This window comes from Alloalcanivorax marinus (genome assembly GCF_016906305.1).
GTDB lineage: Bacteria > Pseudomonadota > Gammaproteobacteria > Pseudomonadales > Alcanivoracaceae > Alloalcanivorax > Alloalcanivorax marinus.
The window spans coordinates 151720-168077 of the sequence record NZ_JADDOL010000005.1; the positions used below are offsets into that span (position 1 = coordinate 151720).

The window sequence follows — 16358 nt, forward strand, 5'->3', positions numbered from 1 at the left end:
TCGGGCACCACACTGGCTTGCGCCGGGCAAAAGTGAAGGCGAATCATAACAGCTTGACACCGATGCGCAAGAGATAACCGGACGCTCCCCGTGCCTTCTCCCTCCGTTGTACAGGTCGCCCTGCCGGTGCCCCTGCCCGGCTGCTTCGACTACCGCCTGCCGGCGGACGGCCCGCGGCCGGAACGCGGCTGCCGGGTGGAAGTGCCGTTCGGCCGCCGCACCCTGGTGGGCGTGGTGCACGGCCTGGAACCCAGCGACCGCAAACAGCTCAAGGCCGTCAAACAGGTGCTCGACGACGAGCCGGTCATCGACCCCTTCCTTTATAGCCTGTGCGAGCGCGCCGCCCGCTACTACCACCACCCCCTCGGCGAAGTGCTCAACTTCGTGCTGCCGGCGTTGCTGCGCCAGGGCCAGCCGACCCGCGCCGGCGGCGAGGTGCGCTGGCGCCTCACCGACCGGGGCCACCACGTGGCGCCGGAGCGGCTGGCGCGGGCGCCCCGCCAATTACAGGCCCTGGAAATACTGGGCGAGCACCCGCGCGGACTGACCCCGGCCATGCTGGAGGCCCTGTCGGTGTCGCGGCCGGCGCTGCAGGCCCTGCGCGACAAGCAATGGGTGGAGCGGGTGGAAATCGGCCCGGCGGCGCCAGCGGAGGTGGAGGAAGTACGCGCCGAGCCGGCCCTGCGCGCCAGCGGCGAGCAGCGCGCCGCCATCGAGGCGATCACCGCCGCCGAGGGCTTCCAGCCATTTCTGCTCGACGGCGTCACCGGCAGCGGCAAGACCGAGGTTTACCTGCAGGCGATGGCGCCGGTGCTGGCCGCCGGCAAGCAGGTGCTGGTGCTGGTGCCGGAAATCGGCCTGACCCCGCAGACCCTGCGCCGCTTCCGCCAGCGCTTCGCGGTGCCGGTGACGGTGCTGCATTCCGGCCTCACCGACCGGGAGCGACTGGACGCCTGGGTGGCCGCCCGGGACGGGCGGGCACGCATCCTGATCGGTACCCGCTCGGCGGTGTTCACGCCGCTGGCCCGGCCCGGCCTGATCATCGTCGATGAAGCCCACGACGCCTCCCTGAAACAGCAGGACGGGTTCCGCTACCACGCCCGCGATCTGGCCACCTGGCGCGCCCAGCAACTGGACGTGCCGGTGGTGCACGGCAGCGCCACCCCGTCCCTGGAAACCCTGCAACTGGCCCGCGCCGGCCGCTACCACTGGCTGCGCCTGCGCGAGCGCGCCGGCGGCGCCGTGGCCCCGGCCATCGAACTGCTGGACGCCCGCGACGCCACCCCGGACCGGCCGCTGCTGCCCGCTTCGCTTTCCGCCATCGAGCGCACCCTGGCCAAGGGCGAGCAGGCGCTGGTGTTTCTCAACCGGCGCGGCTTCGCGCCGGTGATCCTTTGCCGGGATTGCGGCTGGCAGGATGAATGCCCGCGCTGCGACAGCCTGATGACCTGGCACCGCAGCGAGCACCAGCTGCGCTGCCACCACTGCGGCCACCAGCACCGGGTGCCGCAGCGCTGCGGCCAGTGCGGCTCCACCAACCTTACCGACGCCGGCGCCGGCACGGAAAAACTGGAAGCCCTGCTCAGCGACCATTGCGACGCCCCGGTGGTACGCATCGACCGCGACACCACCCGCCGCAAGGGCAGCCTGGACGCCAAGCTGGCGCAGATCCAGAAGGGCGAGCCGGCGGTGCTGGTGGGCACCCAGATGCTGGCCAAGGGTCACCATTTTCCGCGCCTCAGCCTGGCGGTGATCATGAACATGGACGCCGGCTTTCTCAGCGCCGATTTCCGGGGCCCGGAGCAGGCCGCGCAATTGCTGCTGCAGGTGGCCGGCCGCAGCGGCCGTCAGGACCGCCCCGGGCGGGTGCTGATGCAGAGCCGCCACGGCGACCACCATCTGGTGCGCCTGGCCGCCGCCGGGGACTACCACGCCCTGGCCGATGCCCTGCTGGACGAGCGTCGCGGGGCCGGCCTGCCGCCGTTCGGACATCTGGCCCTGCTGCGCTGCGAGGCCATGGCCATGGAGCAGGCGATGCAGTTTCTCGACGAATGCGCGCAACGGCTGCCCGGCCATCCCCAGGTGCAGGTGCTCGGCCCGGTGCCGGCGCCCATGGAGAAACGTGCCGGCCGCTACCGCGCCCAATTGCTGCTGCAAAGTCCCCAGCGCCCGCCCCTGCACGGCGTGCTCGACGCCCTGATGGCGCTGGCCCGGGACCTGCCCTCCGGCCGGCGCTGCCGCTGGCACCTGGATGTGGACCCCATCGACCTGCTCTAGGGCCCCTTCAGCCGAAGACGAAGGCGCCGATAGAAAATTCCGATGGAAATAAGTCATCTAAGTTGACTAAAATACCGGCCTTTCCAATCTCAGCCGGGAGACCTCCATGAGCCAGGTCGACGCCCTGTTCGACCGCTATGGCACGCGCTATCGCCTTTGGGTAACCCTCACCGTAATGCTCGGCCTGGTGGCGCTGGGCATGTCGATCACCATCGTCAACGTGGCCATTCCTTATATAAAGGGCGCCTTCGGCATGAGCGACAGCCAGGTACAGTGGCTGTCCACCGGTTTTCTGGCTTCCACCACCGTGTCGCTGCTGATCGCCCCCTGGCTGGTGGCGTCGGTGGGCCAGCGCGCCACCTTCATGGGGCTGTTGCTGGTGTTCATCGCCGCCTCCTTTTTGGGCGGCCTGGGCCAGAGCATGGGCATGCTGATCGCCGCCCGGGTGATCCAGGGCGGCATGACCGGCCTGATCCGGCCGGTGGCCATGGAAGCCCTGTTCGCCGCCTACCCGCCGCAGAACCGGGGCATGGCCACCGCCATGTACGGCATGTGCCTGGGGCTGCCGCTGACCCTGGCCACGGTGATCGGCGGCTGGCTGGTGGAGCACTTCACCTGGCGCTATGTGTTCTTCATTACCCTGCCGATCTGCGTGGCGGCGGTGGTGATGGGCTTCTTCTTCCTGCCGCCCCGCGAGCACAAGGGCCCCCGGCCGCCGTTCGATTGGGCCGGCGTGGTGCTGCTGTTCACCGCCGTGTTCACGGTGCTGGCGGCGCTGTCCAATGGCCAGCGCTGGGGCTGGGACGACCCCTATGTGCCCACCCTGCTGCTCACCGGCCTGCTGTGCGCGGTCACCTTCGTGGCCTGGCAGAAGCGTACCGCCCATCCGCTGCTGGATCTGGCCATCTTCGAGAACCGCACCTTCGTGATCGGCACCCTGGCCATGCTGCTGTTCGGCGGCACCTTCTACGGCATCATGTATCTGCTGCCGCAGTTCGTGCAGTCGATCCTGCATTACAGCCCGATCAGCGCCGGCCAGATCTTCCTGCCTTCCACCGCGGTGCTGGCGGTGCTGGTGCCCATGGTGGGCCGGCTCAGTGACCGCTACCCACCGCACTGGATCACCCTGCCGGGCCTCGCCTGTACCCTGGCGGCGGTGTGGCTGATGACGCACATGGACTGGAACACCAGCTTCACCTACCTGGCGGTGGCCATGGCGGTGCTGTCCATCGGCATGGCGGCCTTCCCGCCGCCGACCCTGTCCAAGGCCATCGCCGCGCTGCCGCCACGGCTCACCGGCCACGGCTCCGGCGCCATCAACTTCGCCATGCAACTGGGCGGCGCCATGGGCACCGCCGCGCTGGTGATCCTGCTCGACCGCCGCACCGCCAGCCACGGCCAGCACCTCAACGCCGGGGTACACGCCGGCAACAGCCAGGCCCGGGAGCAACTGGGGCAGCTCGCCGAGCTGGCCGGCCGGCTGGGCGTGCCGGACACCCAGCAAGGGGCCATCGCCGGCCATCTGATGGGCCGGGTGGAGGCCATCTGGGCCTCGATCCTGGCCTACCAGGACGGCTTCTGGATCCTGGTGGCCAGCCTGGTGGTGGTGGCGATCCCCTCGCTGCTGCTCAGCCGGCAGGGCGGCACCGCCACCGCCCGCTGAGTTCATTCACGTGACCGAATCAAGGAACGCACCATGACTTCGTCCTCCTCCGTCTCCCCGCGCCGTCCGTCGCGGCGGCTCAAGCTCGCCGCCCTGGCGATCCTGGCGCTGCTGTGCCTGGTGTGGATGGCGTTCGCCATTGCCCACCGGCTCACCCACGTGAGCGCCCAGGACGCCCGCATCATGGCCAGCCAGGTCACCGTCAGCAGCCGCCTGGACGGCTGGGTCACCGACTTCACCATTACCGAGGGTGACCACCTGAACCAGGGCGACACCGTGGCCCGGTTGTACAGCGAGCCGGAGCAGCGGCGGCTGGCCTCCCTGGAAGCGGAGGTGGCCACCCGGCAGGCCAAGGTGGACTACGAGCGCACCCGGCTGGCGCTGGGCGAACAGCAATTCCAGGGCGGGCTGACCATCACCGGCCAGGAACTGGACTCGGCCAAGGCCGCCGAGCAGGCGGCCCGCTCGCGCCTGACCAGCGCCCGGGAGGACTACAAACGCACGGAGGCCTTGTATAAGAAGGGCTCCATCTCCAAGCAGCGCCGCGACCAGGACTACTACGCCTACCAGACCGCCCGCGCCGAGTATCAACGCGCCAAGCAGGAAGTGGCGGTGAGCCGGTCCCAGGCCGACAACGCCCATGTGGGCTTTCTGAACGGCGTGCAGGTGCCGCTGCCGCCGCCGGAGGTGATGCGCTCGCGCATCAAGGTGGCGGAAAACGAGCTGGCCCGCGCCCGCGCCGATCTGGAAGAGGAACAGGTGCGCATGCGCGACCTGCGGGTGCCCAGCCCGATCAGCGGCGTGGTCAACAAAACCCTGGTGGACCAGGGCGAGTACGTGAGCGCCGGCCAGCCGCTGCTGATGATGCATAACCCGGACGACCTGTGGGTGGAGGCCAACATCAAGGAAACCGACATCGGCGAACTGCACCCGGGCCAGCCGGTGGCGATCACCGTGGACGCCTACCCGGACCAGCATTTCGCCGGCGAGGTGCGCATTGTCGGCCGCGCCGCCACCAGCCAGTTCGCCCTGCTGCCCGACCCCAATCCGTCCGGCAACTTCACCAAGATCACCCAGCGCATTCCGGTGCGCATCGCCCTCACCGAGGGCCCGGTGGAACGCATCGGCCCCGGGATGATGGTGGAGGTGGATATCGATATCAGCGGGGATTGAGGCGCCCCGGGGGGCGGCATTCCGGCCTGCTTTGCCGTACAATCGGCGGCCCATCCACGGCCCCGGAAGACCATGAAAGACCGTCTTGTCGCCCTGATCGAGCAAGCGCTCGAGACGCTGACCGCCAACGGCACCCTGCCCGCCGACGCCCGGCGGCCGGTGCAGATCGACCGCACCAAGGACAAAAGCCACGGCGACTTCGCCACCAACATCGCGCTGATGCTGGCCAAGCCGGCGGGCAAGAAGCCCCGCGATCTGGCCGAGGCGCTGGTGGCGGCCCTGCCCGCGGACCCGGCGGTGGCGCGCACCGAAATCGCCGGCCCCGGCTTCATCAACTTCTTCCAGGCGGAAAGCTGGCTCACCGATCAGCTGGAGGCTGCCCTGGCGGATCCGCATCTGGCGGTGCCGCGCCCGGCCCGGGCGCGGACCGTGGTGATCGATTACTCCTCGCCCAACCTGGCCAAGGAAATGCACGTGGGGCATCTGCGTTCCACCATCATCGGCGACGCCGTGGTGCGCACCCTGGACTTTCTGGGCCACAAGGTGGTGCCGCAGAACCACGTGGGCGACTGGGGCACCCAGTTCGGCATGCTGCTGGCCTACCTGGAAGAGCGTAAGGACGAGGACGGCGACCAGGCCCTGAGCCGCGAGTTGTCCGACCTGGAGACATTCTACCGGGCCGCCAAGCGGCGCTTCGACGAGTCCGCCGACTTCGCCGACCGGGCCCGCGCCCTGGTGGTGGAGCTGCAGTCCGGCGACGACTACTGTCTGAAACTCTGGCGTGAATTCAACCAGGTGTCGCTGAGTCACTGCTTCGCGGTCTATGAGCGCCTGGGCGTGCGTCTGGGCCCGGACGATGTACGCGGCGAAAGCGCCTACAACGACGACCTGCCCAAGGTGGTGGCGGACCTGGACGCCGCCGGGCTGCTCACCGAGGACCAGGGCGCCCTGTGCGTGTTCCTGGACGAATTCCGCAACAAGGACGGCGACCCGCTGCCGGTGATCGTGCGCAAGGCCGGCGGCGGCTATCTGTACGCCACCACCGATCTGGCGGCGGTGCGTTACCGGGCCGGCGCCCTGGGCGGCGACCGGCTGCTGTATTTCGTGGACCAGCGCCAGGCCCTCCACTTCCAGCAGATCTTCACCGTGGCCCGCAAGGCCGGCTTCGTGGACGCCCATGTGGAGATGGAGCACATGGGCTTCGGCACCATGAACGGCGCCGATGGCCGCCCGTTCAAGACCCGCGACGGCGGCACCGTGAAGCTGATCGACCTGCTCGACGAAGCCGAACAGCGCGCCTACGACCTGGTCAAATCCAAGAACGCGGATCTGGCCGAGGACGAGCTGCGCACCATCGCCCGGGCGGTGGGCATCGGCGCGGTCAAGTACGCCGACCTGAGCAAGAACCGCACCAGCGACTACATCTTCGACTTCAACCAGATGCTCAGCTTCGAGGGCAACACCGCGCCCTACCTGCTGTACGCCTACACCCGGGTGGTCAGCGTGTTCCGCAAGGCCGGGCTGAGCCTGGACCGGGTGGGCGATCTGGACGGCGGTTTCCGCCTCGGCGAGGACGCGGAGCAGGCCCTCGCCGCCCGGCTGGTGCAGTTCGGCGAGGTGGTGGAACAGGTGGCGGCCAAGGGTCAGCCCCATTTCCTTTGCGCCTATCTGTACGACCTGGCCGGCCTGTTCTCGGCCTTCTATGAACATTGCCCGATTCTCGCCGCCGATGACGAGGCGGTGAAAACCAGCCGACTGAAACTGGCCGCGCTGACCGCCCGCACCCTGGGCCGCGGCCTGACCCTGCTGGGCCTGGATCCCCTGGAGCGCATGTAATGGCGAAGAATACCCCCCGCCGCGGTGCCAGCCGTGGGCCAAGCAAGAAAAAAAGCCGCCAGGTCCCGGGCTGGGTCTGGCTGTTCACCGGTCTGGCCGCCGGCCTGTTCGTGGCCTTCCTGGTGCACCTGACCCAGGTTCAGATGGACCAGGGTCGGGCGCCGAACGGCAACGCCGGCGCCGAGCCATCGGCGACCCGGGACGGCGATAAGGAACAATCGGATCAGAAGGCGGGCCAGGACGACGATCAGCCCAAGTTCGACTTCTACGCGGTGCTGCCGAAGATGGAAGTGATCGTGCCCAAGGGCGAGGACGAGGACGGCCCGTCCCGTCCGGTGAAGGAGGCCCAGCCGGCCCGCCCCGCCGAGCAGAAACAGCAGGACGACGACGCCCCGGTGGCCGGCCGCAACGACAAGCGCTTCGTGCTGCAGGCCGGCAGCTTCCGCAGCCAGGGCGACGCCGACCGGCGCCGCGCGGAGCTGATCCTCAAGGGCTACGAGGTGCGCATCCAGCCGGTCAAGCTGGACAACGGCGACACCTGGCACCGGGTCATGATCGGCCCCTACAACAACATCAACGCCCTGCACCGCGCCCAGGACAAGCTGGCCGCCAACGGCGTGGAAACCCTGCCCATCCAGCTCAAGGAATAAGCACCGCACGCCCGGCCTGCCGCGCCGGGCGTCCGCGCCACCTTGAATTTCCCCGGCGGCCCCTCACATCCTTCTCAAATCAGGATAAGGAGACCTCCGTGGAGCAATATCACGGCACCACCATCGTCTCCGTCCGGCGCGGCAACAATGTCGTGATCGGCGGCGACGGCCAGGTGACCCTGGGCAACACAGTCATGAAAGGCAACGCCCGCAAGGTGCGGCGCCTCTACCACGGCAAGGTGATCGCCGGATTCGCCGGCGGCACCGCCGACGCCTTCACCCTGTTCGAACGCTTCGAGGCGCAGCTGGAAAAACACCAGGGCCACCTGGTGCGCGCCGCCGTGGAGCTGGCCAAGGACTGGCGCACCGACCGCGCCCTGCGCCGCCTGGAAGCCCTGCTGGCGGTGGCCGACAAGGAAAACTCCCTGATCATCACCGGCAACGGCGACGTGGTGGAACCGGAGGAAGGCGGCCTGATCGCCATCGGCTCCGGCGGTCCCTTCGCCCAGGCGGCGGCGTCCGCCCTGCTGCGCAACACCGACATGCCGGCCCGCGAGATCGTCGCCCAGAGCCTGAAAATCGCCGGCGATATCTGCATCTACACCAACCAGTCTCACACCTTCGAGGAGCTTGAATAGTGGCTTCCCTGACTCCCCGCGAGATCGTCAGCGAACTCAACCGGCACATCGTCGGCCAGGAAGAGGCCAAGAAGGCCGTGGCCCTGGCCCTGCGCAATCGCTGGCGCCGCATGCAGCTGCCGGCGGAAATGCGCGCCGAAGTGGCGCCCAAGAACATTCTTATGATCGGCCCCACCGGCGTGGGCAAAACCGAAATCGCCCGGCGCCTGGCCAGACTGGCCGACGCCCCCTTCCTGAAAATCGAGGCCACCAAGTTCACCGAGGTGGGCTACGTGGGCCGCGATGTGGAATCGATCATCCGCGACCTGGTGGAAGTGGGGGTCAAACTGCTGCGCGAGAAAGAGATGGAGCGCCAGCGGCACAAGGCCGAGGACGCCGCCGAGGAGCGCGTGCTGGACGCCCTGCTGCCCGCCGCCCGCGGTGGCCAGTCGGACTCCGACTGGGCCGAATCCCGGGAGACCAGCACCCGCCAGGTCTTCCGCAAGAAACTGCGCGAAGGCGAACTGGATGACAAGGAAATCGAGGTGGAGGTCACCGCCCAGCCCCAGGGCGTGGAGATCATGGCGCCGCCGGGCATGGAAGAGATGACCAGCCAGCTGCAGCAGATGTTCTCGCGGATGGGCAACAACGGCCGCAAGAAAACCCAGAAGCTCAAGGTGCGCGATGCCCTGCGTATCCTGCGCGACGAGGAAGCGGCGCGCTTCGTCAATGAAGACGAACTGAAGGTGCAGGCGGTGGATCTGGTGGAAAACCACGGCATCGTCTTTATCGATGAGATCGACAAGGTGGCCAAGCGCTCCGAGACCGGCGGCACCGATGTGTCCCGGGAAGGCGTGCAGCGCGACCTGCTGCCTCTGATCGAGGGCTCCACGGTAAGCACCAAGTACGGCATGGTGCATACCGACCACATCCTGTTCATCGCCTCCGGCGCCTTCCACCTGGCCAAGCCCAGCGACCTGATCCCGGAACTGCAGGGCCGCCTGCCGATCCGCGTGGAGCTGGACGCCCTGACGCCGGACGACTTCGAGCGCATTCTCACCGAGCCGAAATGCTCGCTCACCGAGCAGTACCGCGCCCTGCTGGAAACCGAGGGCCTCAAGCTGGAGCTCACCAAGGACTGCATCCGCCGCATCGCCGAGGTGGCCTGGCAGGTCAACGAACGCACCGAGAACATCGGCGCCCGCCGGCTGCACACGGTGCTGGAAAAGCTGCTGGAAGAAATCAGCTACGACGCCGACGACCTGGCCACCCAGTACCACGACAAACCGCTGGTGCTGGAAGCGGAAGCGGTGGACCGCTATCTCGGCGAACTGGCCAACGACGAGGATCTGAGCCGGTACATTCTTTAAGAAGTTGAAAGTTAAAAGTTGCAACGCGCCCGCCCCCTATGGGGCCTGCAACGATGAGGCCGCGTCTCAGGCTTGGGCGCGGCCTCGTTGTTATTGGTCCCCACCACCGGTGCCCGCGTTGTAACTTTTAACTTGTCACTTTCAACTGGGTTTTATTGCTATCATCCCTCGCCGGAGGGACCCATGAGCGCCGGCGAACATCTGCAAGACTCCCTGAACCGCTTTTTCCAGCTGCGACAGCACCAGGACGACGACGTCTTCCTGGCCCGTCTGGCGCGGCTGCGCGCGTTTCAGCGGAACCGCTTCCTGGCCACCCATCGCGACCTGTTCGACGACCCGCGCCTGCGCCCGGGCATCGGCTTTTTGCTGGACGACGTCTACGGCGGCCGCGATTTGCCGCCGGTGGCCCGGGAAATCCGCCGCGCCCTGCCCAAGGCCATGCGTCTGCTGCCCGACCGGGTGATGGTGACCTCCGCCAGCGCCCTGGAAGCCGCCATCCTCACCCAGGAACTGGACGAAGCCCTGGCGCGGGACCTGGACCGGCGCCTGGACCAGCCCCTGGCCGAGGCGGACTATCTGGCCGCCTACCGGCTCGGCGATGAATCCGCGCGCCGCCGCCAGCTCACGCTGGTGGCCGGGCTGGGCCACCATATCGACCGCTATGTGCGCTCGCGCACCCTGCAGACCACCTTCCGGCTGGTACGCCGCCCCGCCCATGCGGCGGGCTTCACGAACCTGTATGATTTCATGGACCGCAGTTTCCGGGTGATGAAGCCGGTGCCCAGCGTGGGCCGGCTGCTGGAACAGGTGGCCCACCGTGAGGGCGCCATCCTGGACCGGGTTCTGGCCGATCACCCCGCTCCCTTCAAGGACGTTCCATGACCGACCCCGACATGACCGAACCGAACACCCCCAACGCCGGCCAGGCCGACGCCAGCCGTGACAAGGTCACCCACTTCGGCTACCAGCAGGTGCCGTGGCGGGAGAAGCAGCAGAAAGTGGCCGGCGTGTTCCGCTCGGTGGCCGCCCGCTACGACGTCATGAACGATCTGATCTCGATGGGCAGCCACCGGGTGCTCAAGCGCATGACCATCGAACTGGCCGGCGTGCGCCCGGGCCAGCGGGTGCTGGACCTGGCCGGCGGCACCGGCGACCTGGCGATCAAGTTCTCGCGGCTGGTGGGCGACACCGGCGAGGTGGTGCTGGCGGACATCAACGACGCCATGCTGGCGGTGGGTCGCGACCGGCTGATCGACGCCGGCTGCGGCCACAATACCCGGGTCGCCCAGGTCAACGGCGAATGCCTGCCGTTCGCCGACAACAGCTTCGACTGCGTGACCATCGCCTTCGGCCTGCGCAACATCACCGACAAGGACGCCGCCCTGCGCTCCATGCTGCGGGTACTCAAACCCGGCGGCCGGCTGCTGGTGCTGGAGTTTTCCAAGCCGGTCAATCCGCTGCTGGGCAAGGCCTACGACACCTATTCCTTCGCGGTCTGGCCGCGCCTGGGCAAGCTGGTGGTCAACGACTCGGAGAGTTATCAGTACCTGGCCGAATCGATCCGCATGCACCCGGATCAGGACACCCTCAAGGCGATGATGGACGAGGCCGGTTACGGGCGCACCGAGTACTTCAACATGATCGGCGGCATCGTCGCCCTGCACCGGGGTTTCAAGCTCTGATGCGTCAGCCCGGCCTGCTCTCCACCACCACCGTCGCCACCGCCGAGCGCGCCATCAACGCCGCCCTGCGCGGTGACCCGGCCACCGCCGCGCGCCTCAACCGGCACGCCGGCCGGCTGCTGGCGGTGCGTCTGACCCTGCCCTCCGCCGCCTTCTACGCGCTGATCGTGGAAGACGGCGTGGAACTGTACCTGCGCAGCGACGCCGAGCCGGACGTGGCCGTCACCGGCAACCCGGTGGATCTGGCCGCGCTGCTGCTGGACTGGCGCCGCCAGCCCGGTGTCATCGGCGGCCCGGTGCGCGTGGAAGGCAACCGGGAGCTGTTGCAGGACCTGCGCGACCTGGCCGGCGACCTGCGCCTGGACTGGGGCGCCCTGCTGGAGCCGCTGATCGGCGGCGAACTGGCCCAGCAGGTGGACCTGGGCGCCCGCCGTCTGTTCGGCTGGGCCCGCGCCACCCTGGACCGGCTCGGTGACCAGCTGGGCGACTATCTGGGCAGCGAGGCCGGCCTGCTGGCGCTGCGCCGGGACCTGTACGAGTTCTACCAGGACGTGGATGAACTGCGCGGCGACGTGGACCGTCTGGACGCCCGCGTGCAACACCTGACCCAGCGGAGCCCGCGCCCCTGATGCCTCCCGTTATCCGTTTGCTGGTGGTGGTCCATGTGGCCTGCCGTTACCGCCTGTTTTCCCTGCTGCCCGCCCACCCGGCCCGCCCGCTGCTGGTGGGCCTGCAATACCTGGTGCCCTCCAGCTGGCGCGGCACCGGCGGCCTGAGCGACGGCGACCGGCTGCGCCTGGCCCTGGAGCGGCTGGGCCCGATCTTCATCAAGTTCGGCCAGCTGATGGCCACCCGCCGCGACATGCTGCCGCCGGAATGGACCGAGGCGTTGGCGAAACTGCAGGACAAGGTGGCGCCGTTCGACGGCGCCGAGGCCCGCGCGCTGGTGGAAGGCGCTCTGCCGGCGCCCATCGATCAGGTGTTCAGCCGCTTCGACGACACCCCGCTGGCCTCCGCTTCGGTGGCCCAGGTGCACCCGGCCACCCTGGCCGAGGGCGGCGAGGTGGTGGTCAAGGTGCTGCGCCCGGGCATCGAGCAACGGGTGGACCGCGACCTGAAGGTGATGGACTTCGGCGCCCGCCTGCTGGAACGGCTGTGGGCCGACGCCCGCTATTTCCATCCGGTGCGGGTGGTGCGCGACTACCAGCACGTGATCCGCGCCGAGCTGGACCTGGAGCGGGAAGCCCGCAACAGCGAAACCATGCGCCGCCACTTCCTGTTCAGCCCGCTGCTGTACATCCCCGCCGTGCATCTGACCCTGTCGTCCCGGCGGGTGATGGTGTCCGACCGCATTTACGGCATCCCGGTGAACGACACGGCGCGCATCGAGGCCGCCGGCATCGACCGGCGCCAGCTGGCCGAGCGCGGCGTGGAGATCTTTTTCACCCAGGTATTCCGGCACAATTTCTTCCACGCGGACATGCACCCGGGCAACATCTTCGTCAATCCGGAGCACCCGGAGTCGCCCCAGTACATGGCGGTGGACTGCGCCATCGCCGGGCGCCTGTCCAAGCAGGACCTGAACGTGCTCGGGCGCATGGTGCTGGCGGTGATGCGCGAGGATTACCCGGGCCTGGTGGATCTGGTGATCCGCGCCGGCTGGGCGCGCGGCCCCATCGACCGGCACCGCTTCGAGCAGGCGGTCACCGAGCTGATCGAACCGGTGCGCGGCGCCTCCCTGGAGGCGCTGGAGTTCGCGCCGCTGATTCTCAAGCTGTTCGATCTGGCCCGCGCCTACCACATCGAAGCGCCGGTGCAGTACATCCTGCTGATGAAAACCCTGGTGCACATCGAGGGCCTGGGCCGCAGCATCTACCCGCAGTTGGACATCTGGACCACCGGCCGGCCGCTGCTGGAGCGCTGGATGATGGAGGAATACGGCCCCACCGCCACCGCCCGCAAGCTGCGCAACCGGCTGCCGGAATGGACCGCCCAGCTGCCGGACATGCCGGACCTGCTGCGCGATGCCCTGGAGAACCTGCGCCATCAGCCCCAGCAGCAGCGCGAGACCGCCCGCCGCTTCGAGGACGGCCTGCGCCGCCACCGCCACACCCTGCTGGGCGGCCTGGGCGGCCTCGCGCTGGCCGGCCTGGCCGCCGGCGATGCCCTGTTCGCCGGGGCCGTCGCCGCGCCCTGGCTGGCCGCCGGCGGGGCCGTCCTGCTGATCTGGGCCTGGCGCCGATAGGCGCCGGCACCGCTGGGGTATCGCCGGCGCCGGTGCTAGACTGGCACCATCATTGAAACCCGAATCGTCGTGAATCCGCCCCCCATGTCCGATATTCTCAATCAGCTCCATCAGGTCCTGGAAGCCCGCAAGGGGGCCGACCCGGACTCGTCCTACGTGGCGAGCCTGTACGACAAGGGCCTCAACAAGATTCTCGAAAAGGTCGGCGAGGAAGCGGTGGAAACCCTGCTCGCCGCCCGCGACACCGAAGCCGGCGGCGACCCGGAGGCCCTGATCGGCGAAACCGCCGATCTGTGGTTCCACTCCATGGTCATGCTGGCGCACCTGGGCCTCGGCCCGGAACAGGTTCTGGCCAGGCTGGAGCAACGCTTCGGTCTGTCCGGACACGATGAAAAAGCCGCGCGGAAAGCGCGAGGAGAGTAACTATGCTTGGCGGTATCAGTATCTGGCAATTGCTTATCGTTCTGGCCATCGTGGTGCTGCTGTTCGGCACCAAGAAGCTGCGCAATATCGGCAGTGATCTGGGCGGCGCGGTGAAAGGCTTCAAGGACTCGGTCAAGGACGGCGAGAAGGAACAGGATCAGAAGCGCATCGCCGGCGACGACGACGGCGAAGGGCAGACCCGGGAACAGGAAAAGCACAAGGACCAGGCATAACGCACCCCGGCCGGACACGGCCAGGTTTTATTGAGCCCGGTTTTATTAAGAGGGTCCCGGCGCATGTTTGATATCGGCTTTTCCGAGCTGACGCTGATTTTCGTGATCGGCCTGGTGGTGCTGGGCCCGGAGCGGCTACCCAAGGCGGCGCGCACGGTGGGCTACTGGATGGGCCGTGCCCGCTCCACCTTCAACCATCTCCGCAACGAGCTGGAGCGCGAAGCGCTGAACCAGGACATGCGCGAGCGCATGGAAAGCCAGATGCGCGAGATGGGGCTGGACGAGGACAGTATCCGCGAGGCCCGCGACAATCTGCTGTCCGAACAGGAAGTGGCCCGCGCCCGCCGCCGGCCTTCTACCCTGGAACATGAGCGCCTGGAACATGACACCGGCGACTCGCCGTCGCCCGCCGCGGAACACCCCGAGTCCGAGAAGAAATCGAATGACTGAGGAACACGGGGAGGACACCCCGCAAACGCTGATCTCCCACCTGCTGGAACTGCGCAACCGCCTGCTCAAGGCGGTGATCGCCGTGCTGGTGGTCTTTCTCTGCCTGTTCTACTTTTCCCGGGAGCTGTACACCCTGGTGGCGCGGCCGCTGATGGACGCCATGCCGGTGGGCACCCAGATGATCGCCACCGGCGTGGCCTCGCCGTTCCTGGCGCCGTTCAAGCTGACCCTGTACCTGAGCATCTTCGGCGCCATGCCGTTCATCCTCCACCAGGCCTGGGCGTTCGTGGCGCCGGGGCTGTACAAGCACGAGAAACGGCTGGCGGTGCCGCTGCTGGTGAGCAGCGTGCTGCTGTTCTACGCCGGCGCCGCCTTCGCCTACTTCGTGGTGTTCCCGCTGATGTTCCAGTTCTTCACCACGGTGGCCCCGGAAGGGGTGGCGGTGACCACCGACATCAGCAGTTATCTGGACTTCGTGCTGGCCCTGTTCCTGGCGTTCGGCTTCGCCTTCGAGCTGCCCATCGCCATCGTGCTGCTGGTGGCCACCGGCCTGGTCACGGTGGAGAAGCTGTCCGCCTCGCGGGCCTACGTGGTGGTGGGCTGTTTCGTGATCGGCATGCTGCTGACGCCGCCGGACATCGTCAGCCAGACCCTGCTGGCGGTGCCCATGTGGCTGCTGTTCGAGATCGGCCTGCTGTTCGGCCGCGCCGTGCAACGGCGCCAGGCGGACCAGGACGACCCGGCCACCGACGGCGACTGACCCGCCCTAACGGAGTCAGAAACGGTAGGCGCCCACCGGCGTAATGCCGATCTCGCCGGCCGGCTCATCCGCGTCCACGGCCTCCCGGGCCACCGGCGCGGGCCGCGCCCGGGGGAGCGGAGCGGACGCCGCCGGCGCGCTGGCCATGCAGCCATTTTGCTCCAGAAACGCCAGCAGGCGGTCGCGCACCGCCGGATCCCGGGTGCCCTGCCCGTGCCCGCCCTTGAGCGCCTGGAAGGTCTTCGGCTCGGCGGCGGCCTGGAACAGCGCCTCCCCCTGACGGAACGGAATCACCGGGTCTTCCCGGCTGTGCAGGATCAGCAGCGGGCGCGGCGCCAGCGCGGCGATGTGGCGCTCCGGGTCCCGGGCCCGCTCCGGCAGCGTCGGCAGCACCATCCAGCGCAACGGCCACAGCAGCCAGCTGCGCCGCATGACGTCGTCGGCGATGCCGCGATAGCTGGCGAAGCTGGCCTCCAGCATCACGCAATCCACGCGGCCGCGATTGTCGTCCCGGGCCAGCACGCCGGTGCCCAGGGCACCGCCCAGGCTCTGCCCGAACAGCACCAGAGGCTTGCCGTCCAGGCGCCCGGACGCGGTCAGCCAGTCGAGCCCCAGCTGTACGTCCGCCAGCGCGCCGGGCAGGTCCGGATCGCCCTCGGACAGACCGTAACCCCGGTAATCCAGCAGGAAAACGTTATAGCCCCGCTCCGGCAGCCAGTGCACGTTCATCAGATGGGTGCTGATGTTCTCCGCGTTGCCGTGCAGGAAGTAGACGGTGCCCCGTTCGAACCCCTGGGCCGGCAGCCACCAGCCGTGCAGCCGCAGCCCGTCCGGATGGATCAGCACCACGTCCTCGTAGGCCAGGCCCTGGCGGGCCGGATTCTGCACCCAGGGTTTGGCCGGATAGAAAAACAGACCGCTGCACCCATACAGAGCCGACAGGCCGAACAAGGTGACGATCAACCCCAACGCTTTCAAA

General features: G+C 68.3%; 16 protein-coding genes. 15 read left to right on the forward strand and 1 reads right to left on the reverse strand.

Annotated elements, in window-relative coordinates; all coding sequences use genetic code 11:
- The first annotated feature begins 90 nt into the window (after positions 1-90).
- From IM760_RS06430 to tatC, 15 genes are all read left to right on the forward strand, one after another.
- A complete protein-coding gene (locus IM760_RS06430) occupies positions 91-2277 on the forward strand; it encodes a primosomal protein N' (protein ID WP_204427710.1) in 2187 nt (728 codons plus the stop codon).
- Positions 2278-2383: 106 nt separating this feature from the next.
- Positions 2384-3940, forward strand: a complete 1557-nt coding sequence (locus IM760_RS06435) for a DHA2 family efflux MFS transporter permease subunit (RefSeq protein WP_204427711.1) — start codon at positions 2384-2386, stop codon at positions 3938-3940.
- A 33-nt stretch (positions 3941-3973) separates the two neighbouring features.
- Positions 3974-5113 (forward strand): HlyD family secretion protein, encoded by a 1140-nt coding sequence (locus tag IM760_RS06440; RefSeq protein ID WP_204427712.1) that lies wholly within the window; start codon positions 3974-3976, stop codon positions 5111-5113.
- 72 nt (positions 5114-5185) lie between these two features.
- Complete coding sequence (gene argS, locus IM760_RS06445; RefSeq protein ID WP_204427713.1) at positions 5186-6949, forward strand: arginine--tRNA ligase; 1764 nt, start codon at positions 5186-5188, stop codon at positions 6947-6949.
- Positions 6949-7599: an SPOR domain-containing protein gene (locus tag IM760_RS06450; protein WP_204427714.1), complete on the forward strand. Its 651-nt coding sequence runs from the start codon at positions 6949-6951 to the stop codon at positions 7597-7599. The genes argS and IM760_RS06450 overlap by 1 nt, the downstream gene beginning before the upstream one ends.
- Before the next feature lie 98 nt (positions 7600-7697).
- Positions 7698-8237 carry an ATP-dependent protease subunit HslV gene (gene hslV / locus IM760_RS06455; protein WP_204427715.1) on the forward strand — a complete coding sequence of 180 codons (540 nt, stop codon included), beginning with the start codon at positions 7698-7700 and terminating at the stop codon, positions 8235-8237.
- Entirely contained in the window at positions 8237-9586 is a 1350-nt protein-coding gene (hslU, locus tag IM760_RS06460; RefSeq protein ID WP_204427716.1) for an ATP-dependent protease ATPase subunit HslU, read from the forward strand. The genes hslV and hslU overlap by 1 nt, the downstream gene beginning before the upstream one ends.
- A gap of 183 nt (positions 9587-9769) precedes the next feature.
- Positions 9770-10468, forward strand: a complete 699-nt coding sequence (locus IM760_RS06465; protein WP_204427718.1) for a DUF8198 family protein — start codon at positions 9770-9772, stop codon at positions 10466-10468.
- Between the two features lie 11 nt (positions 10469-10479).
- Positions 10480-11268: a bifunctional demethylmenaquinone methyltransferase/2-methoxy-6-polyprenyl-1,4-benzoquinol methylase UbiE gene (gene ubiE, locus IM760_RS06470; RefSeq protein ID WP_204427837.1), complete on the forward strand. Its 789-nt coding sequence runs from the start codon at positions 10480-10482 to the stop codon at positions 11266-11268.
- Positions 11268-11897, forward strand: a complete 630-nt coding sequence (locus IM760_RS06475; RefSeq protein WP_204427720.1) for a ubiquinone biosynthesis accessory factor UbiJ — start codon at positions 11268-11270, stop codon at positions 11895-11897. Before ubiE ends, IM760_RS06475 begins: the two co-directional genes overlap by 1 nt.
- The gene (locus tag IM760_RS06480) at positions 11897-13513 is read left to right on the forward strand and encodes an AarF/UbiB family protein (protein WP_204427721.1); all 1617 of its coding nucleotides are present in this window, start codon (positions 11897-11899) and stop codon (positions 13511-13513) included. The genes IM760_RS06475 and IM760_RS06480 overlap by 1 nt, the downstream gene beginning before the upstream one ends.
- An 84-nt stretch (positions 13514-13597) precedes the next feature.
- Positions 13598-13936: a phosphoribosyl-ATP diphosphatase gene (locus IM760_RS06485; protein WP_204427722.1), complete on the forward strand. Its 339-nt coding sequence runs from the start codon at positions 13598-13600 to the stop codon at positions 13934-13936.
- A 2-nt stretch (positions 13937-13938) separates the two neighbouring features.
- A complete protein-coding gene (tatA, locus tag IM760_RS06490) occupies positions 13939-14169 on the forward strand; it encodes a Sec-independent protein translocase subunit TatA (protein ID WP_138773009.1) in 231 nt (76 codons plus the stop codon).
- A 63-nt stretch (positions 14170-14232) separates the two neighbouring features.
- Positions 14233-14619: a Sec-independent protein translocase protein TatB gene (gene tatB, locus IM760_RS06495; RefSeq protein WP_204427723.1), complete on the forward strand. Its 387-nt coding sequence runs from the start codon at positions 14233-14235 to the stop codon at positions 14617-14619.
- Positions 14612-15379 (forward strand): twin-arginine translocase subunit TatC, encoded by a 768-nt coding sequence (tatC, locus tag IM760_RS06500; RefSeq protein WP_204427724.1) that lies wholly within the window; start codon positions 14612-14614, stop codon positions 15377-15379. Before tatB ends, tatC begins: the two co-directional genes overlap by 8 nt.
- A 15-nt stretch (positions 15380-15394) precedes the next feature.
- On the opposite strand, the gene IM760_RS06505 is transcribed toward tatC, so the two are convergent.
- The gene (locus IM760_RS06505; protein WP_239549650.1) at positions 15395-16357 is read right to left on the reverse strand and encodes an alpha/beta hydrolase; all 963 of its coding nucleotides are present in this window, start codon (positions 16355-16357) and stop codon (positions 15395-15397) included.
- Between the last annotated feature and the right edge of the window lies 1 nt (position 16358).